Consider the following 23,188-nt stretch of genomic DNA (forward strand, 5'->3'; position numbering starts at 1 on the left):
AAAATGCTTGGTTATTATTGAGAGTAAGGTATAATAGGTAACGGAACTATATGTTACCAATCCAAATGAGGATATAATTAGTTGTAAGTTTACTGGGTTCTACTAAATACCATAGTAGGTATGGTAAAAAAATCTTATATAACTAAATTTATATCCCAATGCTTGAATTTAGGAAAAGATAGTGTTATATTATTGTAGAAAGTGAATAAACTTACTAGAATGGTATTCTACTACGCTTTTTCTAGTAAATTTACTAACAAATTTGCTTTAGTTTTGTATTATTCAAGAAAGCTATAATACATACATTTAGGTAACTAGGCGGTACTATAGTTTTCGTTGGATTAATATCAATTTAAGGAATTTTAGGGAGGAATACATTAATGGCAAAGCAAAACAAAGGCCGTAAGTTCTTCGCGGCATCAGCAACAGCTGCATTAGTTGCATCGGCAATCGTACCTGTAGCATCTGCTGCGCAAGTAAACGACTATAACAAAATCTCTGGATACGCTAAAGAAGCAGTTCAATCTTTAGTTGACGCTGGTGTAATCCAAGGTGATACTAACGGGAACTTCAACCCACTTAACACAGTTACTCGTGCACAAGCTGCAGAAATCTTCACGAAAGCTCTAGAATTAGAAGCTGATGGAGATGTAAACTTCAAGGACGTTAAAAAAGGCGCTTGGTACTACAACTCAATCGCTGCTGTTGTAGCAAACGGAATCTTTGAAGGTGTTAGTGCAACTGAATTCGCACCAAACAAATCTTTAACTCGTTCTGAAGCAGCTAAAGTTCTTGTAGATGCTTTTGGTTTAGAAGGTAGCGAAAGCCTAAGCCAATTCGCTGATGCTTCTCAAGTTAAACCTTGGGCTAAATCTGCTCTAGAAACTGCTGTAGCAAACGGAATCTTCACTGGTTCTGAAGAAAACGGCAAATTAAACCTAAAACCAAACGCAGCAATCACTCGTCAAGACTTCGCAGTAGTATTCGCTCGTACGCTTGACCTAGTTGACGCTGAAACTCCAGTTGACGCTTCAATCAAAGCTATCAACAACACAACTGTTGAAGTAACATTCGACGAAGAAATCGGTGTTGATAACGTAAACGCAAGCAACTTCAAAATTGATGGTTTAGAAGTTAAAAATGCTTCTGTTAAACAAACTAACAAAAAAGTTGTTGTTTTAACTACAGCTGCTCAAACTGCTGATAAAGAATACGCTCTTTCTTATAAAGACGAAGAAATCGGTAAATTCAAAGGTGTTGCTGCTGTAATTCCAACAGCTGTTAAACTTACAACTTCATCTGTACAAGGTGTAATTGGTAACGAAGTAACACTTAAAGCACAAGTTACTGTAGCTGAAGGTCAATCTAAAGCTGGTATTCCTGTAACTTTCAACATCGTTAATGACAAAACTACTAATGATAAAGTAGAAGTAGAAGCATTAACTGATGAAAATGGTGTAGCTACTTACTCTTACACTCGTTACTACTCTTCAGTTGATTCTGTAACTGCTTATGCAACAAGCAAATCTTCTGTATACTCAAGTGCAAAAGTTTACTGGGCTAACACTCTTCAATTAACTGTTAAAGACATTACTGAGGCTACAACTTTAGTAAATGGCGCTAAAAAAGTATACGAAATTAACTCTAAAGACAACGCTAATGGTTATGTATTCGTAGCATTCGAAGAAAACCTTGATGTTGCTCCTAACAAAGCTGTAACAGGTGCTAAAGTTGAAGGTCTAAACACTTATGTTTTAGATTCAGCTGGTAAATTAACTGCTACTACAAATGTAAATGGATACCCATATGCATACACTACAGGTGGTAAAGCTGTAACTGCAGTGAAATTAGATGGCAATGGTAAAGCAAACTTAGTTGTAACTGGTAGCAATGCTGCAGTAACTCCTATCGTATACGCTAAAGGTTTTGTAGATGCTACTAAAACTTTAGTAGGTGTAGATGCTGATTACTCTGCAACAGCATTACAAACTAAAGCTTCAACAGTTAAATTCGAACTTAAACATGAGTTAGGCTTAACAATTAAAGCTGAAGGCGTTCAAAATTCTGCAACTTACTTAAATGATACTGAAACTGGTGGTCGTGACTACACAGTAACTTACACTGATAAAGATGGTAAAGTTGCTGCACCAGGTACAAAAGTTAAAGTTGCTATCGATACAAAAGGTATCAACGGTACATTACACGTATTAGATGCTGACAATAAAGAGCTTACTTATACTACTTCTGCAACAACTCCAGGTACTCGTTACTATGAAGTAACTGTAGAAAAAGAAGGCAAAGCTTCATTCACTGTATCAAGCACAAACGTAAATGATTATGTAACTCCAGTTGCATTCATCGACAACGGTAAATCTACAGCAGTTGGTGCATTAGACGCTGACGATTTACAAGCTCAAGGTGAAATTACTTACTTCGTAGCTGACGTAACATATTCTGCTAAATTATCTGCTGTAGATGCTAATGGTAAAACAGTTAAAGCTGTAGTAGCTAATGGTGTTGAGTATGCTGACTTTGTTTACGCTTTAGTTGACCAAAATGGTAAACCACGTCGTTCTAAAGACGGTAATGCTACAACTGTATCATTTGAAGTTAAAGCTGGTACTGGTACTGTAACTGTTGATGGCAATACTGTAATTCAACCAGGTGGTACTAAAACAGTTAACGCTACTATTCCTACAAATGGAACAAAAGCTAGCGTGCGTGTAGTAGCTCAAAACCCATCTTCAGTAACTGTTAGCGCTACTGGTTCTCGTGCAGGTGTTGTACTTCCATCTACAAACCCAGCATCAGTAACTGTTGACTTCTCTCAATACGGTACTGCTGAAGTAACTGGCGTTGCAACTAATGTAAATACATCACTTGATGTTCTTACTATCAACAACGTAGTATACAGCTATGCAGATGCTACTTATAAATACAATGGTAACAAAATTGATGTAACTACTTTTGAAAATTACATTAAAACAAATGTATCTACAGTTTCTATTACAAAAGACGCTGATGGCAAGTTTACATTTAACGTAATTGATACTTCTACAGGAGTAAATGGTATTATCAATCAACTTAATAATGCTGCAACAGATGCTGCTAAAAAAGCTGTCTTAAAAGCATATTATACTGAGTTAACAGATCTACAGATTGATGCACTTTTAGTACCTGTAAAAGCTTCAGCAGTTGCTGGTATTTTAAACCCTACAAATCTTCAAGCTGCGTATGATAGTCTATTTGTTACTGTTAAATCAGCAGTAGCGTTTGATACTAACAATGACGGCAATGTAGATCAACTTAAAATTACATTTAACGAAAATGTTGTAGCTGCAGAAAAAACTGCTATTGAAACTGCCATTGCTCAGTTAACACTTGATAATGGTACATTAGTTGTTCCTTCTACTCAAGCTGTGGCTGGTGATGATACATTAATCTTCAACGTTACAGGTGCTACTGGTTTATCAGTAGGTAAACTTAAAGTTACTGCATCTACTACAGCTAACATCAATAATGAATGGTTAGTAGGAAAAACTATTAATGTTGCGCCAGCTACTTATGTAATCCCTGTTGCTGGTGGTGTTACTGGTACTAATGTTCAAACAGTTGGTGCTGATGCTAAATTTGAAGAATTCACAGTAACTCCAGCAGTTCCAACAGCAAACGGAACAGCTACATTAGGTTTCGTAGCTTCAGATGTAAATAATGGTGCACCTATTAACATTCCTGTTGCAGTAGCAACTAGTCAAACAGCTGCAGCAGTAGGTACAGCTTTAAAAGCTGAAATCGATAAAGCTAATTACAATGCTATTACTGATAAATACACTGTAACTGTGAATGCAACAACTGGTGTACTAACATTTAAATCAAAAACAGCTGGTGCATACACAACAGCACCTACAGCTACTCTTACAGGTGATGCTACAGGTGTTACTGCATCTGTAACAACAGGGGCTGCTGCAACTGCAGAAGTTAACACTATTACATTTGCTAATGCAGTTACAACTGCTGGTAAAGTAACTGTTAAAGTTGGCAATGTATCAGTTGATACTTTAGTTGCTGCTGCTGATACTCCTACAGTAGTTGCTGGTAAAGTTTATGATCAGTTAAAAGTTTCAGCAATTGCAACAACTCACACAATTACAATCAATGGTGCAGATGTTGTGTTAACAAACAAAACTACTGGTAATGTTACTACTACTATCACAGTAACTCCTTAATTTAAGGTTTATGTAACTAGTTTACTAGTAGAGATAAATATCTAAGTAAAAAGGCAACCACTTATGTGGTTGCCTTTTTTAATAGTTATACAATTTTGAGGTACTTACTATTTATGGAGTTTATACAAATAGATAAATAAAAGGTGTGCATACATCAGAAATTTCAAAAAATATTTCTGCAAAATTAAAGAGTTTTATGTTTAAAGAAGTAGAGAAATATAGATAGTATTTTGTAATTTTTAGTCTAATTTCTTGTAATAAAATAAATTAATATAAATTAAAAATAAATATTCTATTATTATATACAAGAGTGAAAATATTATTGCTTGAAGCAGCAACCTTTAATAAATCATAAGTAATTACTTTAATAATATATAAGAATTATTAAATATTAAATTTATTCTACATGTATGATATTACGAAAAAACTATAGGGAAGGGGTTTAAAATCTTGTAACCTTTTTATATGATAACAAGTCTACTTAAAAGAAGAGTTCGATGGGTATTAATAGAATGTATATAAAAAATAAGCTAATCTCCTTCCAAATTATTCACACATAGATCAATTTGAATTTGATAACAAGTCAGCTTCATTACGCTAAAACTCAATATATCGAAGTCTTTATAAAAGGATTGATTTAAGCAGTAATAAGTTTGATAGAAAATATTCATGGAATTATGGAAAACCTTTTTGTTTTATATGAAGCTTTCGAAGGAGAAAGGCTAGCACTCTAGTACCGTATTCTACTCTTTTCGATAAAAATCCCACATTTTAGGGGTTTTTCGTGTTAAGATGATAAAGACTATGTAAGAGGAAAAAGGAGATTAAGATGTTTAAGAAACTTAGGACTACATGTATTGTATCAGCAGTTGCGTTGGCTACGATTTTGCCAGGACAAGCGTCTGCATCAGCTACTAGTAACAAGGGAATTCAGATAAAAAACAATGTTTCGATTACGATTAATGGAGAAACAATCAATGTTAATGATCCGATTTTAAATAAGTCAGACTTCTTATTATTACCAATGCGTGCATTATATGAAGCGGTTGGTGCAAGTGTGGATTGGGATAAGGAAACGTTGACTGCATCGGCGATTCGCAATGGTAAGATGGTTGATTTAACGATCGATTCGAAGACGGCTTTAGTAGATGGTCAAGAGGTTACGATGGATGTTGCACCATTTATGTATAAGGACCGTACTTATATGCCATTACGTTTTGTCAGTGAAAACTTTGATGGTGTTGTTAATTGGGATGAGGCTACCCAATCAGTAGATATTACATTATCAGATGAAACAACAGCACCACCGCAGGAAGACCCATATATCTTACATATCAATAACAAGCGTATTGTCATGAAAGATCCGATTGTTTCAAAGGATGGAAGAACCTATTTACCTGCTAGCTATATTTATGATTATTTAGATGATTCATCTGGTACTTGGCAGCCTGATGGTTCCTTTGAATTGTTAATTGGTGGGATGAGCTTTATTTTCAAGGATAACAGCAATCAGGCCTTGGTTAATAATGAAGCAGTGACAATGATCGAAAAGCCATTTATACAAAAAGGCAAAATGTACATTCCTACCAAGTTTCTTGTGGATGCATTAGGCGGAAATTTACGTTATATCACAGAGAAAAAAGAAATGTATATTTATGTTTACCGTTATATGTTCACAAGCCCCTTCCTAGATAAATCATATGGCACTACGTCATCACCACAGGTTGTTCCTTCTGCTCGTTTAGAGGGGGATCGTGATTTATTTATTAGTGATAATCCAGAAACGCTAACACGTAAGCTTGTACCAATGAATAATGCGACGCTCGCACAATATGATGTCAAACCAACTGCGGCTACGAATAAGCATCGTATCTTTGGCTGGCATTACAACACATTAGGTACGGATGTCAATCTTGGGATTACCGTTCAAAATAAGTCTACGACTGAGAGCATTAAAGTGACTGACTCGAAGGGCATTAGCCAAAAAACGGGTAATAGCTGGGTAGGTCATGACCTTGGCTTGACGATTGCGGATGCTACTTTAAATAACAAGCTTCAAAAATCGGAAAGTAGTGGTATTGTCATTGCACCAGGGGAAACAAAGGTCATTGAAACATACGATTTACATTATGATTATATTATCGGCTTTTTACATGATTTAGATATTCAAGCAGTCAATGGTGGAAAGCCAGAGTATACAATCCGTACAGTACTTTCGAAAGATAATACAGATTTAACAACTATCCAATCGGACCAGGTTGCCGTGGATGAGTATGCGAAACATCCAAGAGGCGCGTGGCCAAGTGCTACAATTCTAGCAGAGCTACCGGCCTATACAGTAGATACTCCTGAGGTAGGCTATAACATTTCTAATGGGCGTACAGACCATCTACAAACGGCTGAAAATTCACTTTCTCAAATTAATGGTGCTGTAGGAAACCCAGGTCACTTCGGTATGAACTACAAAGTTTCCATTCCAGTTGTCAATCCAACAGGCTCTACAAAAACGATTAAGCTGAAACTAGCTGGTCGAGGAGGATTATACAGCGGAGCGATTAAGGTGAATGGCCAAGTGTATTTAGTGCCTTCTTTAAGAGTAGGGGCAGAGTATGTTGAATTACCAGATTTCAAGATGAAGGGTTCAAAAGATACGATTGAATTAGAACTAATGCATGCTGGTGGTGTCAATCTTCCAGTAGCGGTTTATGTAGAAACAAAATAAAAAAGTCACTGGCACGGGCCTTGTGACATGGTACGTGCCATACTTTGAATTAATTCGGAGTGAAAAATGGCAAGAAAACTAATAACGATTATTGTAGTCCTATTCATGCTTACACTAACAGTTAGCCCCATCAATGGCCAAGCTGCTGGTTTAGGCAATAAAGTCAGTGAAGTTAAAACAGAGGTTTCACCACAGGTAATCCATTCACAGCAAAACTATACGTCAGGTTCTATACGTCAGTTTGTAAATGTTTTAGATGTCAATTTAAATAATACATATACAAAACTAGAAATTGGTATGCCTAATCCTATTAATTCATTAAAGACAACATCAGCGATGGCTAAGCAAAACACCTTTGATGGGCATCGCGTTGTTGGGGCTGTTAATGCCTCTTACTTTTTAGGAAATGGTATGCCTGCGAACTTGTTAGCAGAAAATAATGAAATTGTGAACTATGGTATTTTGGGAGATACATATGATAGCCCAACACAAAAGCCAGTTGCATTTGGTTTATCGAAATCAGGGAAAGCGATAGCAGACTATTATTCTACGAATCTAACTTTCCAAGTGAATGGCAAAAGCTATCCTATTGATCTTATAAATAGTGAACGAGGAACAAATAAAAACGTTTTATATACACCTGATAAAAGATCAACAGGGACAAATACATGGGGTGTAGAACTTGTTGTGTCGGGCGCAAGTCAAGATACAAACACTTTGCATTTTGGTGACCAGTTCTCAGGCACAGTATCTCACGTAACAGCCTATGGAGCAGAAGGTAACTCGTCCGTACCAGCAGATGGCTTTGTCATCTCTGTACAAAATAAAGAATTAGCTGCTGAATTAAGTAGTATTACAGCAGGTACTAGCGTGGATGTTAGCTTATCGATCGATCAAAAATGGATGGATGCACAGTTCATTTTAGCAGCTGGACCAATGCTTGTGCGTAACGGTAAAGTGGATATTTCTATGCCAACGAATTCAGGGTTTGCTTCCACACGTAGCCCACGTACAGCAGTAGCTATCGATGCTACAGGTACAAAGGTATCTCTTGTGACAATTGATGGTCGCATAAGTGGTCATAGTAATGGTGTTAATTTATCAGATTTAGCTGCTCATTTAATTTCGGTGGGTGCTACTTCGGCTATTAACTTAGATGGAGGCGGCTCTACAGCAATGGTCGTGCGTAATCCAGGGGGGTATTTCGCCAATCTTGTAAATAGACCATCAGAGGGCAGTGAGCGTCGTGTATCAGCGATTTTACAGGTTGTGAATACAGCGCCACCAGGGAAAGTAAAATCAATTACGTTAAGTAGTGTTGGTCAGGTAATGAAAGGATCTTCGGTAGATATACAGGTTGCAAGTGCCTATGATCAATACTTGAATCCAATGACCATCAACCCAGCAAATATGAACTGGACAGTTGAAGGCAATATCGGCAAAATGGACGGTGCAACCTTCACAGCAACACAAAAGGGTGAAGGGAAAATTATTGGAGAGTATGAAGGAATGCGTACGTCTACAGCTGTGAAAGTAGTAGATCTAGCAGAAAAACCTATTGTACTAGATAGCTTTGATAATACGTCATCTTGGACAACAGAAGTGGCGAAAGCTAATGCTTCATTAGCAAGCTCTAAAGAGTATGCAAGACAGGGAACGGCTAGCTTACAATTAAACTATGATTTCACAACAGCAGGCACAGGCACAAAAGCAGCCTATATGGTTGCGAAAACACCAATTGCTATTTCAGGGCAGCCTAAAAATATCGGTCTTTGGGTATTTGGTGATGCTGGTAAGCATTGGCTAAGAGGCGTTGTGATTGATGGTACTGGAGCTAAGCATACAATTGATTTTACAAGCCAGGGTGGTTTAGACTGGAGTGGTTGGAAGTACGTAACGGCGAATATTCCGAGTGACTTACCTCAGCCATTGAAATTCGAGCGTATGTATGTTGCTCAGCCAACAGCTTCTCTTCAGAAGAAAGGTCAGCTGTATTTCGATCAGTTACAAGCAGTTTATAAAGACAATCATGAGGAATTAGTTTATACAGATGTGACAAAAGGGCATTGGGCATTTTCAGAAATCCAAAGTCTATACGATCAATCCCTTATTAAAGGATACTCAAATGGAACGTTCCAACCAGAGGCTTCCATTACACGTGCAGAGGCAGCTACGATTATTGCCAGAGCGCTGAATCTAACGACTACGAAGGATTCTAGCTTTAAAGATGTAAGTAAGAGCCATTATGCATACAGTGCCATTGCCGCAGTCGAGCAGGCTGGCATTATTAAAGGGCAAGAGGCAGGAAAGTTTAATCCAAACGGACAGCTTTCACGTGCTGAAATGTCTGCCATTTTAACAAGAGCCTATAAATTAACAGGTACAAGCAAAGTAAGCTTCTCAGATGTGAAATCAACACATTGGGCATACAGCCATATCCAAGCGCTTGTTGCAAATGATTTAACTGGAGGCTTCCCAGATAACACATTTAGACCAGATGCACAAATTACACGTGCTCAATTTGCAAGCTTCTTAAATAGATGCTTATCTTTAAAATAAAGAAGACAAATCCTCTGTAACAGCTACAGAGGATTCTTTATGTTGTCTTGAAAAACAAAATTAATTAACAGAATTTTTGTGAAAGTTAAGTGGATATCCGTTGCTTGCTTACCTGTGGGCAAGCTAAAAGCACACCAACCCACAAAATGTTAACTTTTTAGAAAGGTTTTCACTAATCATTTTATTGAGAAGTGCTGTCACTCATCACTTCTCCACATTTTTCACTACTGTTAGTATGAAAGAAAAGGAAAAGCCACTTATTCTGCATGGTTGCTTAGAGTGGAGGCAGCGTCACTCCTAGGGGATTTAGCGGCTCATCGGACGGGACGCTGGCGGAACGAAAATCAACCCATCGCTCGTTTTGCTAAATGTTTTTTTAGTGTCATCATCCTCTTGTATAACAAAAAATCCGCCTTGTCCTTTTACGGACAAGGCGGATTTAGATTAGAAAACGATATATTTCACATATTGCTTCCAAGTTAGCTCTTTAAAATGGCTCCATTGGATTTTCTCAACAGGTAATGTTCTGAAGGTATAGGCTTCGGTATTACGTTTCTCATTCGAGAGCATTGGCGTACCTTCATCAAGATAATCCATAAAAATAGCTGACTTAGCCGTTTTAAATTGCACATTGACATCAATTAGCTGAATTTTACCGTCCTGATTGATAATATAAAGCTTTTTGTTCCCTTTTTTAGCTGTGGCTAGCCATGATTTATCGACTTTATAAGAATCGAATGCCTCGTTGACAATAATAGAGGCTTTGCCAGTTGTCGAAAATGGGATGTCCTCTAATGGGGCATCCTGCTGCAATGTTACTTCATAATTAGTTGGTTGTGGTAAGGTAGCAGTTTTAGCCAGTTCATTTGCCCAAACTGTCTGATCGTCAGTAGCAATCGTTTGTTTTTCTAATACTACGCCAGATAGATCATCTTTGACATGTTTCACCTTAAAATCAACAGTTTGCCCTTCTTGAACCTTTTGCCATTCCTTTTCTGATAAATAGGCATACATTGCTTTTTCATTGGAATAAATTTCAAAAGTTAGCGCACCCGCTTCTTCCTTAATTGCTGACACAACACCATCAATAGGGCTGACAATACCCTGACGAGATTGAATTTGTGTAATTTGGGCTTCAAGTAGCCCAATTTGACGATTTGTTTCGGCAATATGTCGGTTTAACAGCGCAACTGCTGTCGAAGCAGAATTTTGTTGAGCAAGCTCTAATTTTAGCGTTACGGATAGCTTATCATTGATTTGATCCGTATTAATGGAGCTTTTTGGATTAGAAGCGTCTCCATATTCATCCTCAATTTGATCAAGTGCATCCTCTAAATCTTGTAATTCTGTTTCATAGGCTGTGCGTTCAGATTCAAGCTTCGTTAACTCCTCGTCCACCTCATCTGTTTTATAGGTAGCGAGTACATCATTCATCATCACTTCTTGGCCACGCTTTACATTCACAGCTGATAAGTTAGTTGCATCCGCAGTAATTGTGTATGTCTCAGCAGGTGCTACAATAGTTTCTTTAGTAACACGCTCTGTATTTGTGCCGACATAAGCCTTTTGAAACTCATCGATAAAGTAGGATCGTGTCACACTGCTATTATCTTTAAAGACAAAATAAGCATTTATACTGATTACTAGCAATGCTAACACGATGGTCATAGTTGTCCATGGTCTTGTTTTGATAAATGCCATCATCCTAACCCCCTAGCAATCCATTCTTTAATTGGTAGCACACTGATCAAGCCTACAAAAAGGGCCATAAATAGCTGCACAGCAATCAATTTGATTACTAACATTTTTCTACTAGCTTCTTCCTCCCATTTCGATAGGAAGAGATACTGTACAATAATGATTAAAACCGTTGTTACCGTCAACTGATTGATCGTAAATAACACGAAATCTGTTTCAATCACCTGTAAGGCAGCAGGAGCCAAGGAGAAGAAAGAAAACATGGTCGTATAGCCTACTGCATAGAAAACAGCGAAGAGGACTGCTTTTTCAATTAATAGAAAGGCCACAACATAAAGCTGGACTCTTTTTATCCAAGTATAAGGAATGTCCGTTAATAGATGTAATAGATAGGTAACACCATAATAGTGGAAGCAAAAATAGACGATTGCCCATAAAATGGCACCAAGCATCGAAAGGATACGTGCTACATAGTATTCATTTTGTAAATCCTTAGCGAATAAGGACGTTAAATTTTCTGTCCCCATTCCCCAATATTCGCGAGCAGCAAACAACAGGATGAAAAGAATGAACACCGTTAGTACTCGTTTTTTATATCCGATGACCTCGCCTTCCTCTACGATGCTAGTAAAGTAGGTAGGATTTTTTAAACTATGCCAGAACTTATAATGGTAAAACATTAAACAGCGTCCTTTCTTCCAAAATAGGATATCAAAGTTGTAGTATACACCTTGTAAAGATATTATGACATATGAAAATAGCTGTTTTTTTCCAATAAATTCATTGAAAAAACATATTCTCTTATTATATGTCGATTGGTGAAAACCTCATATAACACCATTGTATAGTATAATTGAAATAACTTCCTGTTTTTCTAGCTAGTAATTTAGAAAAATTACTTTTGATATGTCTCAATTTGTAAATATATTAGAATGGCTTGAAATCAAGCAATTTACACCGATACTAAAGTCATAAATTCTAAATGAAAATGAGTACAATCATTTTCCTATACATAAACGATGAAAGGGTGGTTCGATTGAATCGAAAATTGACAGCAGGGGTCATAACGGGTCTTTTATTGGCACCTACGGCTATAGCGAACGCACACGCACAGGACAACGAAGGACAGGAGCACATCTCAATACAATCAGAAAAGGTAGCTTATGCAAATGAGGTTGCAGCAACTATAGCAAGGGAACAACTTATTGCACAATTTGGCAAGCTATCAGAGAATTCATCAGATAATGAAATGGTTATTGCAGATGGTGATATAACGATTGTACAAAATTCAGCTGATTTTAATGCCGATGAAAAAGCTTTTATACAAGCGAAATATGACTATGTAGTTAAGCAACGACTACTGTTAAAGAAGCTTAAGGAAATTAGCGATAAGATGGGTACTATTTCATATACCAGCAAAACATTTATTAACGATGTGAAAAATGTACAAAGCCAATATGAAACATTTTTAGGAGATGAATCAACAGCGACATCCTATCAATATGTGCAAGACCAATTCAACCAAGTTGTTCTTGCTGCACTTAATAATGGGGCGAAGGATATTGCCTCAACAGTTCGTGGCACAGTGTTGCAATATGGCTATGATGAAATAGCACGCAATGTCTATTTTAAAGGCAAGGGAATGGATGTTGACAAGTTAAGTAAGCTGAAAGTGGACGTAGCAAAAGTAGAACCGGTCATTACAGAATTAGATCAGTTAGTTGAGTTATTGGAGAAATCTACGGATTATTCAGCTATTTCTCCTGGAATGAATAGTTTTACCACGAATTATAATGCGCTGACAGCAGAGCAAAAGAAAGTGGTCGAAGCTTATAATCCAAATGATGATAAAATCACACCTTTTAAGAAGTATAAGGATGCCTTGTCAGGTTTATCTGCTTTAGATAAAGTGACTTCCAGCATTGTACAGTTAAAAGGTAAGCAACCTGCAGATTTCACTTCAGCCTCAAGCTTTATTAGTGCTGTGACGGCTATTGAGAAAGCCTACAATAGTCTGGATGCAGCCTCCAAACAATTATTAAAAACGGAATATGAAAGTATTGCACAATATCTTAAAGCAGCAAATATTTCGAAAAGCATTTCAGGGTTGCGTGTATCCAAAGAAGATGTATACCGTACAACAGTCAAAGACATAAAAGCGGAATACGATCTCTTAACGGAAGGTAAAGGTTTTGTTAAAAACATAGGAGACCTAGATCTGGCGTTAGCAAATATTGCATATGCAGAGGATATTGAAGGAAAGATTAAAGCCATTAATGTTGTAGAAGAAGCTAATAAAGTAGCTGCTATTAAAGCTGCACGCGAAGCCTATAATAATCCTTCAGGCACAAATATCAATGCGTCCAATGTGAAAAAAATCGTCAATAATCTAGCAGAGCTCACAGCGTGGGAGAAAAATTTAGGTGCTGCCTTAAAGGTAGATAAGTTAATTGATAGCCTTGATCCTGCCGCCAAAACATTTGAAAGTAAAACTTTATCTGCGTGGACTGCCTTTAATAAGCTCACTGAAAATGATCAGAAGCTAGTGCAGGGAGCGACAAAGCTAATGCTGTTTCAAACATACGCAGAAGCATCGAAAACGATTAATACATTAAAGCCGACAACTGACTACGGTACACAGCTTACCAAGTTGAAAGAGACAGTGGAGAAATTAGATACGACTTTGCAAGGGCATGAAACAGCTCTTACTAATTTGAAAACACAGCTGCAAAACAAAATAGATGCTTTAGTTAAAGAGGAAGAAGCGGTACAGGCTGTTACAACGGAAATTGATCTGTTAAATAGCAATATAGCTATTGAAAAAATATTGGATGCACGAGCTCACTATAATGCGTTATCATCAACAGCTAAAAAGCGTGTAACAAATATTAAAGTGTTAACAGATTTAGAGAAATCCTATAAATCAGTCGTTAATGTTATCTCTCTCTTTGAAAAACTAGATTCTAATTCAAAAAGCTATATTTCTAAAGCAAAGTCAGCTTATACGGCTTACGCGAAGCTAGATGATAAGAATAAGACGTTTGTCCAAAATTATAAAGATTTAAAAGATCTAATTCCTGCGATTGATGTAATGGTACAAATTAGTGCATTAAGCCCTTCTAAAAAAACGTATAAAGATGATGTGGTAAAAGCACAAGAAGCGTTTAATAAATTGGGTGAATCTCTTAAGGCAAAGGTAGTAAATAGCCAGGACCTAACAAACGCACAAGGCTATATCAATACGGCCAAAGCATTTGATGACCGTATTCTAGCCTTAGCAAATGAAGGCCCTGACACATTTGTCAAAAAGGTAGCAGAACTTACATTAGAATATAAAGCAATGGATAAGAACGCGCAGAAGCTAGTGGAGCAAGCCAAAGTGTTAAGCTCCTACGAAAAGGATAATAAGGCGGTAATCAAGGTGATTCAAATGATCGATGCCTTAAACCCAACAAATAAGGATTATACAAAAAAGGTTCTTGATGCACGTAAAGCCTATAATGCACTTGATCAAGTTTCCCAAAAACGTGTAACAAACTATGCTAATCTCACAGCTGTAGAGGATGTTGCTTCCTTGATTGGTCTTATTGCGTCGTTAAAGCCAACAAGTAAAACTTTCTATCAAGATATGAAAACAGCGCGTGAGCTTTATGATGCCTTGCCAGCAGAGAAGCAGCAAGCGATCGTAAACTATGATGCACTGGTAGCAGCAGAGAATGAACAAGGATTAGCACAGAGTGTAGTCGAGCTAATTAAATTAACAGAAGTGCAAGATGCTGACTATTTAACGAAGCTGATGAATGCGCGTGTAGCATACGATAAGCTGTCATCTGACCAAAAGAAATTAGTGACGAATATTAAAGATTTAACAACACGTGAAAAAGCAGTGAAACCAATTTTAAGTGTGATGGTTCAAATTAATGAACTAGATCCAGAATCAACAAACTTTGTTAGTAAGGTAAACTCAGCACGTAAAGCGTATGATAAATTATCGAAAGATCAAAAAAAATACATCGATAATATTAATATTCTCTTAAAATTCGAGCCTGTCTCTAATGTAATGGAATTGATTAGTAAACTTAAATCTTCAAGTAACACATTCCTTCAAGATACATCACGAGCACGCTCACTTTACGATGCACTACCTGACGATATGAAGCAATATGTGACAAACTACTACTTATTGCAAGCAGCGGAGTCTAGTATTTTAGGGGCTGGTAATGTCATGCAAATGATTGATGACTTACCATCCGTTGATCCAAAGCAATATGTGAAACGTATTCAAGAAATCCGTGCTGCTTACAATGCTTTACCAAAGGATCAGCAACGGGCTGTTCAAAATTATAAAGTGCTACAAGATCAGGAAAAGCTAATAAAGCCTGTAATGAGTATTGTAGAAGATATAGACCGATTGCTAACGGCAAAAGATATGAATAGCCAATACCAAAAGATTTTAAAAGCCTATGATAAGCTCAATGCGGAACAACGTCGCTATGTTTATAACGACCAGCTATTGCTTTCGCTAGATAATGTTATAAAGGTTTATAATAATATTGCTAAATTGAATCCAAAGGATAAATATTACTTTGGCATGGTGGAAGCGGCGCGTAAAGAATATGATAGTTTGAATACGACAGATAAACAACGTATCTCCAATTATGCTCTTTTACTCGAAGCAGAGAAAAGTTTAGCTGATGTGAAGAAGGTTGTGGAGATCATAGCGGGACTGTCTCCAAGCTCTTCAACGTATATTGAAGATGTGGCGAATGCCGTTGCTGCCTATAAGGCATTGGACTCTAAAATTAAAGGACAGGTCATTAATGAGGATGTCTTAAAGCAGGCAGAAAAAGATGTGGCTGCCGTTCTCAAAGTTGTTCAAGCGATTGGAAATATTGATCCAGACAGCTCCTCATTCGAGAAAAAAGTGTTAGCTGCTCAAAAAGATTATAGTAATTTGTCAATTGAGCAACAGGGCTTAGTGTATAATTACCGCATTCTAGAAGACTATCTTAAAATGATTCAATAGTATGATAAAAAAGGAGTTTTCCCAATCAATATAACGGGAAAACTCCTTTTATAAGTAAGAAAAAATGAATCCTAATATTAATTTCCAAAAAAGTGAAACTATATCATCTGAAATTCGTATCTTATAGTATAAATGGTCGCTTTGATTGGGAGGTACCATTTGATACATTTTCATTTTGCCAACGTGAGGAGGTCGCCCTGTTGAAAAAATTATTGAGTATAATGGTACTTTCAATAGCTGCAACCGTAGGAAGTTTAACTAGTTTTAGTCAAGTAGAAGCAGCGTCTGCTAAGGCAGTAGATGTGACAAATTCATACTGGGCAAATGCCTCGATTCAACATATGCTCACAAAACAATATATGACTACATATCACGACAACACTTTTAAGCCAGAGCAAGCTATTACAAGGGCAGAGGCTGCCGCTGCCATTGCTCGCTCTCTTCAAACTAACATTGACATTGAGAACCCTGTTAAATTCAAGGATGTTCCTATAACGCATCCATATTACAAGGAAATTTGCCAGCTTGTTAAACTGGGAGTCATTCAAAAGAGTGAGGCCTTTCATCCAGAAGAGCCTTTAAAGCGTATGCAGGTGGCAAAAATGCTAGCACTAGCTTACCAAATTAAAGTAGATAGCAAAAATAATAGCCAGTTTGCGGATATTACGCGTACTCATTGGGCAAAAGATTATATCGAATCCTTAGCAGATATCGGCATTATTGGTGGGGTGGATGCTAAACATTTTGCACCTGACCAATTGGTAACACGTGCACAGTTTGCTGTTTTTGTTGAGCGAAGCATGATTTTTCAACAAAAAATTAAGGCATTGGAAGTAGCCTATGACTATCTAGCAAAGGATTATATCCCAACTGTAAACCTTTCTTCTGAGTGGTCAAAAAAGGTGATTGAATTAATAAATGTTGAAAGACAGAAGAATAAGCTAGAACCTGTTGCTTATGATTCGAAACTTACACAAATTGCCATTATTAAAGCGCAGGACATGGTAAATCGCCATTATTTTGAACACGTTTCTCCATTTTATGGGGCACCCTGGGATTTAGCGACATTATTTGATTACAATTATACAAGTTTTGGAGAGAATATTGCTAGAAATATTAAAACACCTGAAATTGCTGTTAAGGCATGGATGGCTTCACCTAGCCATCGAGATAATATTTTAAAAGAGCACTATACGAACACAGGTGTTGCAATTGCACAGGATAGCAAAGGAAATTACTATTGGGTCCAAATGTTCTCTAGTCAATAAGTTGTTGTGTAACAAAGAATCGCTAATATTACAGAAATGTTACGAAAGTTCCAAATTACGATAAAAAAATCCCCTTTTTAACGCTGGAAATACCACCAAACGTTGGTATTACAGCGTTTTTTTGCTGTCTAAAACCGTTACACAATTGAAAAATAACATTCGCCTCTTTTGTGATAGTCTATGTATAGGCAAAAAAGTTTTGAGAGGGGTATAACAAAAGTATGAATAAGAAATGGTTATTACCGATTTTTGCATCATTTATGTTATTTTCAACTACTAATATTAATACTGCTGAAGCAGCGTCTAAAGCAGATTTAACTGATACAGCTTCTAAATATTTAGGTGTTCCATATAAATACGGCGGTACAACAACAAGCGGTTTTGATTGCTCTGGCTTTACTTCTAAAGTATTTTCAGACTTAGGCATTCAATTAAACCGTACGTCGGGATCTCAATATCAACAAGGTACTGCAGTTGCCAAGAGTGATCTTCAAGTTGGCGATTTAGTATTTTTCAATACAAGTGGTAGTGGTATTTCACATGTGGGGATATACATAGGTGATGGTAAAATGATCCACTCTCAAACTGGTCAAGGTGTAAGCTATTCAAATGTTAATGACCCATATTATTGGGGCGATCGTTATGTAGGTGCTAAACGTGTAGCAACATTTGATGCTCAACAACAGGCTGAAGTAAAACAAGCAGCTATTGACTTTTCCGTATATGCTTCTCGTGCAGAGGTAGCAGTACAAATTGCAAAAGCTTTAAACTTAGATACATCTGATACTACTACTAGTTTCGTAGATGTAAAACCTACATATGCTCATGCAGGTGCTATTGCAGCTGTAGCAAAATTAGGTATCTTTGAAGGCGATGCAAATGGTAAATTCAACCCGTCTTCACCAATTACGCGTGCACAAATTGCTAAAGTATTAGTGCTAGCATTTGGTCTTGAAAATAATGGTGGAAGTGTAGCTTTTAGTGATGTGCCTCAAAAGAGCTGGGCTAATGAATATGTTTCTACTCTAGCGTCAAATGGCATTACAAATGGTGACGGAGACGGTAGCTTCGGTTCTGATGAATTACTAAAAATCGAACAATTAAAAGTATTTATTGAAAGAATTCAACAATAAGTTCATAGTTAACACTTTAATTGTGTCATAGATTGCAAGAAATGATCTTTTGAATAGCGTATAATGGAAGAAGGGTTTGCAATAGCAGACTCTTCTATTTTTATGATAATTTTGTAGGAAAGGATGTGAATTGGAAAATTAAATTTTAACAGTTCTATTGTATGATGCTTTATTTAGCTAATTTTGTTAAAATGGACACGTTAAGAGAACAAGAAGGGAGGAAATAAGACATTGAACATCAAAAAAATTAGTCTTATCTTGTGCGTCTTATTCATTTCGGCTTCTATGTTTACGATACATAGTGCAAGTGTCAGTGCAGCTAACAATTCAAATATAACATTTGAAGATGTTACTAAAAATCACCCAGCCTATGAAGAAATTAATTATTTAGTAAATTTGGGGGTAATTCAAGGTTACTTTGTGAATGGTAAGAGAGTCTTTGGCCCAAATAATAGTGTTACAAGAGGACAAGCAGCTAAAATGGTTGTTGTTGCCTCTGGTAATAAACCATTAGTTGTAAATAAATCTAGCTTTTCAGATGTTACAGTCGGCACTGAAATGTCAGGTTATATAGAACGTGCTGTACAGCTAGGATTTTTCGACAAAAATATAAAAGGTCAATTCTTACCAAATAAGCCTCTAACTCGTGGAGAAATGAGTTATGTATTAACAAAGGCTTTTAATTTAGATACTAGTGAGTATGAGGGGATCGACTCACCTTTTACAGATGTAGGAATTACACATGAATATGTGAAATACATCAATACAATCTATTATAATGGCATTACCAACGGAACAGGTAATACGTATTTACCGAATAGCACTGTAACACGTTCTCAATTTTCATTATTCGTTGCACGTGCAAACAGTGAAAAATATCGATTAGAGCTTCCTGTAAAAGGTGTACAAGTTCCAGATACATCACAAGTTATTGGCTTAGTGAAGGTCACTACAGATGGGTTAAACATCCGTAAGACAAAAGATTCTACTTCAAGCACGAACATTGTAGGCAAAGTCAATACAGGCGGTAAATTATCAGTCTACGCTGTTGAAAGTAATTGGCTAAAGGTTACTTATAAAGGCGCATATGCCTACATCTATAAGCAATATGCAGAATTTGTAGATGCAGATGGTAATGCGTTAGGAACAGTCGAAAAAGAAGTAACGACAAAAAATGCTGTCAATTTATATGTGAAGCCTACATCTTCAGCAAAAGTAATTTCATCGATTAAAGCGAACGAAAAGCTTCCCGTTTACAAAACAACAGGTGGCTACTACTTAACACAAGTAAATGGTTTACCAGGTTATATTGTAGCGAATAGCACTACGGATATTGTGGAGGAAGAAAAGCCAAATCCAAATCCAAATCCAACACCACCAGCTTCTGGTGATGTGCTAGGAAGAGTAACGGTAGCTAATTTAAATGTTCGCAGTCAAAGTAACTCTACATCAGCCGTGTTATTTAAGCTGAATAAAGGAGAGTATGTCCAAGTTAATAACATCAATGGTTACTGGGCAGAAATCACCTATAATGGCCAATCAGGCTATGTTCACAAGTCTTATTTGAAACTATTAAATCAAACAGCTAAACCTTTACAAAATCGTATTATCATCCTAGACCCAGGTCATGGTGGTAAAGATCCAGGTACAGTAAAGGGCTCTGCTTCTGAAAAGAACATTACATTAAAAGTCAGCATACAAGTGAAACAATTACTAGAGAATGCTGGTGCAAAAGTTTATATGACACGTACTGGTGATACGTATCCATCCTTACAAGATCGCGTAGACTTTACACAAGCAAACTATGGTGAAATTTTTGTAAGTGTTCATGTCAACTCTGCTGCTAATACGTCAGCGTCTGGTACTGAAACATATTATGCAATATCTACAGGAGATATGTATCAGGAAGACATTGATTTAGCGACATTTGTTAATAATCAAATTGTCAACAATTTAAATATGAAAAATCGTGGTGTCAAGCAAGAGCAATACTACGTAATTCGTAATATGGTGATCCCTTCTATTCTAGTAGAACTTGGTTTCTTAACGAATGCAGAGGATAACAGTAAAATGACAAATGATCAATACGTTAAATTATTTGCAGAATCTATTTATAATGGTATTTTGCAATATTATAAAAAACAATAATTGATTAAGAGACGATTCCAAAGATGTGCTAGCCTTTGGAATCGTTTTTCTTATTCTCTATATACCCATATAAGAAAAATACAAACTAATTGATAAAATGGCCATAAAATTTTCTCTAATCATACAAATAAAAGCTAATTAGATTGCTTGCTAGCTAGCTAGTATGAAAGATAAGGAAAAGACACTTTTGCACATGGGTGATTGGAGAGGAGCCAACGCGCTAGCGTCACAGATGAGACCCTGGCGAAACGGAAATCAACCTCCTGCCTTATAAAAAGGCCTTTTTGCCAGTAACTTTATCTTTTTTCAACAACAGTAAATGGCTGTCTCATTTATTAAGAGACAGCCATTTACGTTATTTCACGGTATTGATGAATTTAATATAATCCTTACTTATATATCCAGGTTCAGTGTTTAGTTTATCTGAAACAATTTGATACCAACCATTTGAGCTTGTATCTGTAACGATGACAGGCATATTACTTTTACTAAATGTGAAAAGTGGACTTTGACTTGTTGATGCATCTGCACGAACATTTAGTCCAGCAGTTGTTGTGAGAGCGATTTTATAAGGATTATTTGCATCTTTAAAGCCTAAAGCTTTTTCTGCACGATAGTAATGTCCTGCAATTTTTGCGCCCCAGAATGGATCTGAAGCGTATTTTACATTGAAGCCGATAGCCTTAGAGCCAACAACTGCGCCATTGGTATAACGTCCACCTGGCGTAATATAATTTGGCTGTAAGAATTTTTCAACCAACTCATAAATATTGGCTTCGACACTATCAAACTTCTTGTTCAGAGGATTCGTATCATAGACATATAATCCAAATAGATTGTTTAGGTTTTGCGCGTGATCACTCATACCATAGGCACTCTCATGCTGTGCTAGAGATAAAATAAGCATAGCATTGATATGAGAATTGGCTTCCACTTCTTTTAATACAGAGCCTAAACCAAGTAGTTTACTTTTAGTTGTGGCATTTTTATAAATCGAAGCACCTGAGCTTTCAACCTCTGCTAATTTTCCCACAATATATTGATCTAGCTCATCTGCTGTATATTGAGTTGCTGCACGAGCTGGTAAGAACTGATAGTAGTTATAGGCTTCTCCCTTTGAAGAACCATCAGCATTGGTAAAGTTGATGCCATCCCAGCTAAAGTATTTCTCACCCTGCTTCATAAAGCTAGGTGCCTTGCCATACACGTAACTAGCAGAATATTTATTAGTTTTATAATCATATAAAGTATGTTTTATTTCACCGTACTCATTTGTGTAATAAGAACGGCCTTTCACTAAAGCAGAAGGAATTAAGGTAACGTCAGCCTGCTTTAAATAGCCAGTATGACCAGCTAAGCGTACTTTTACTTGTGTGGCATCACTACCTAGATACTCCATTTCTGTATTACCCGCAACTGCGATTTGATCCTTAATCGTTTCAGAATTTAGAGCAACATAATTATTCGTTACAACATAACCTGAAGTCATTTTAATAATTTTATCATTTTGAGTAATCACTAAGGAACTAGTCGTCATCGCCTTTTCAGCTGCTTCAAAGCTAGTAAAGGTTTGTTTGTCTACCAAGTTACCATTGGAAACTTCTTTGACGATATATGCAGTAGTATTACCGTTATTACCAGTATTATTGTTGTTCCCATTATTATTAGTATTACCATTATTTTCGGAGTTACCATTGTTTTCATTTTTACCAGCTTCAAGCTGATCAGCAAGAAGAATTAATCGTAGAATAAATGTCGATGCCTCACCAATTGTGGCATTGTCTCTTGGTAAAAACATGCCATTGGAGCTTCCTTTAATAAGTCCTAATTGTGCACCGATTGCAACATCCTGACGGAAATCTTTAAAAATAGTTGCATTGTCTTTGAAGGTAATAGAAGAAGTACCTTTTGGTATTTTTAAATAATCAACTGCTCTGATTAGCATCACTGCCATATGCTCTCTTGAAATACGGTCATCTGGCTTAAATGAGCCATCCGTATAGCCAGTAATAATTCCGGCAGTAGCGGCAAGCTTAATTTCATTTGCAAATAAATACGTGTCTGACACATCTGTAAACGTTATCTCGTTCTTTGTGTCCAAATTTAATGCTTTTGCTATGTATGTGGCGAATTCACCGCGTGTAACCGTAGCATTTGGACGATAGCTTCCATTTGCATCCTTTAGTAATGCATCTTTCTGAATTAAATAGCGTAGACCACTTTCATGCATATGTCCTGATAGCTCGTCTGCATAGACAGATTGAGGCTGCCAAATGACTAGACTAACAAGCATCATGAGCAACATAAAAATTGATAGTTTTTTCATAGTTTTACCCTCCTAAACTGATATCATTTTAACAAAGTTATACAATCAAGATAAGGGTCAAATGTTAGAAATGCCATAAAAT

10 protein-coding genes are annotated in these 23,188 nt (G+C 36.7%); 7 read left to right on the plus strand and 3 right to left on the minus strand.

Annotated features, from left to right (window positions below; all coding sequences use genetic code 11):
* Positions 1-380 precede the first annotated feature (380 nt).
* From MKZ14_RS03040 to MKZ14_RS03050, 3 genes are all read left to right on the plus strand, one after another.
* Positions 381-4,226: an S-layer homology domain-containing protein gene (locus tag MKZ14_RS03040; RefSeq protein WP_339280611.1), complete on the plus strand. Its 3,846-nt coding sequence runs from the start codon at positions 381-383 to the stop codon at positions 4,224-4,226.
* A gap of 829 nt (positions 4,227-5,055) precedes the next feature.
* A complete protein-coding gene (locus tag MKZ14_RS03045; protein WP_339280612.1) occupies positions 5,056-6,948 on the plus strand; it encodes a stalk domain-containing protein in 1,893 nt (630 codons plus the stop codon).
* 66 nt (positions 6,949-7,014) lie between these two features.
* Entirely contained in the window at positions 7,015-9,507 is a 2,493-nt protein-coding gene (locus MKZ14_RS03050) for an S-layer homology domain-containing protein (protein WP_339280613.1), read from the plus strand.
* Between the two features lie 444 nt (positions 9,508-9,951).
* Here the strand turns inward: MKZ14_RS03050 and MKZ14_RS03055 are convergent, their stop codons facing one another.
* Both MKZ14_RS03055 and MKZ14_RS03060 read right to left on the minus strand, forming a co-directional pair.
* Positions 9,952-11,208, minus strand: coding sequence for an HlyD family secretion protein (locus tag MKZ14_RS03055; protein WP_339280614.1), 1,257 nt, complete (start codon positions 11,206-11,208; stop codon positions 9,952-9,954).
* Positions 11,208-11,885, minus strand: coding sequence for a hypothetical protein (locus MKZ14_RS03060; RefSeq protein ID WP_016993688.1), 678 nt, complete (start codon positions 11,883-11,885; stop codon positions 11,208-11,210). Before MKZ14_RS03060 ends, MKZ14_RS03055 begins: the two co-directional genes overlap by 1 nt.
* A gap of 347 nt (positions 11,886-12,232) precedes the next feature.
* On the opposite strand from MKZ14_RS03060, the gene MKZ14_RS03065 reads away from it, so the two are divergent.
* The 4 genes from MKZ14_RS03065 to MKZ14_RS03080 all read left to right on the plus strand — a co-directional run bounded on the left by MKZ14_RS03065 (position 12,233) and on the right by MKZ14_RS03080 (position 20,780).
* Positions 12,233-16,231: a cell wall-binding protein gene (locus MKZ14_RS03065; protein WP_333006690.1), complete on the plus strand. Its 3,999-nt coding sequence runs from the start codon at positions 12,233-12,235 to the stop codon at positions 16,229-16,231.
* A 200-nt stretch (positions 16,232-16,431) separates the two neighbouring features.
* Complete coding sequence (locus tag MKZ14_RS03070; protein WP_333006691.1) at positions 16,432-17,499, plus strand: S-layer homology domain-containing protein; 1,068 nt, start codon at positions 16,432-16,434, stop codon at positions 17,497-17,499.
* A gap of 221 nt (positions 17,500-17,720) precedes the next feature.
* The gene (locus MKZ14_RS03075; protein WP_009371892.1) at positions 17,721-18,632 is read left to right on the plus strand and encodes a C40 family peptidase; all 912 of its coding nucleotides are present in this window, start codon (positions 17,721-17,723) and stop codon (positions 18,630-18,632) included.
* 231 nt (positions 18,633-18,863) lie between these two features.
* Positions 18,864-20,780, plus strand: coding sequence for an N-acetylmuramoyl-L-alanine amidase (locus MKZ14_RS03080; RefSeq protein WP_333006695.1), 1,917 nt, complete (start codon positions 18,864-18,866; stop codon positions 20,778-20,780).
* Between the two features lie 355 nt (positions 20,781-21,135).
* Here MKZ14_RS03080 and MKZ14_RS03085 read toward each other — a convergent pair whose 3' ends face one another.
* Positions 21,136-23,106 carry an S-layer homology domain-containing protein gene (locus MKZ14_RS03085; RefSeq protein WP_333006696.1) on the minus strand — a complete coding sequence of 657 codons (1,971 nt, stop codon included), beginning with the start codon at positions 23,104-23,106 and terminating at the stop codon, positions 21,136-21,138.
* Positions 23,107-23,188 lie beyond the last annotated feature (82 nt).

It is taken from the genome of Lysinibacillus sp. FSL P2-0066, from assembly GCF_037969495.1.
In the GTDB taxonomy this organism is placed as follows: domain Bacteria; phylum Bacillota; class Bacilli; order Bacillales_A; family Planococcaceae; genus Lysinibacillus; species Lysinibacillus boronitolerans.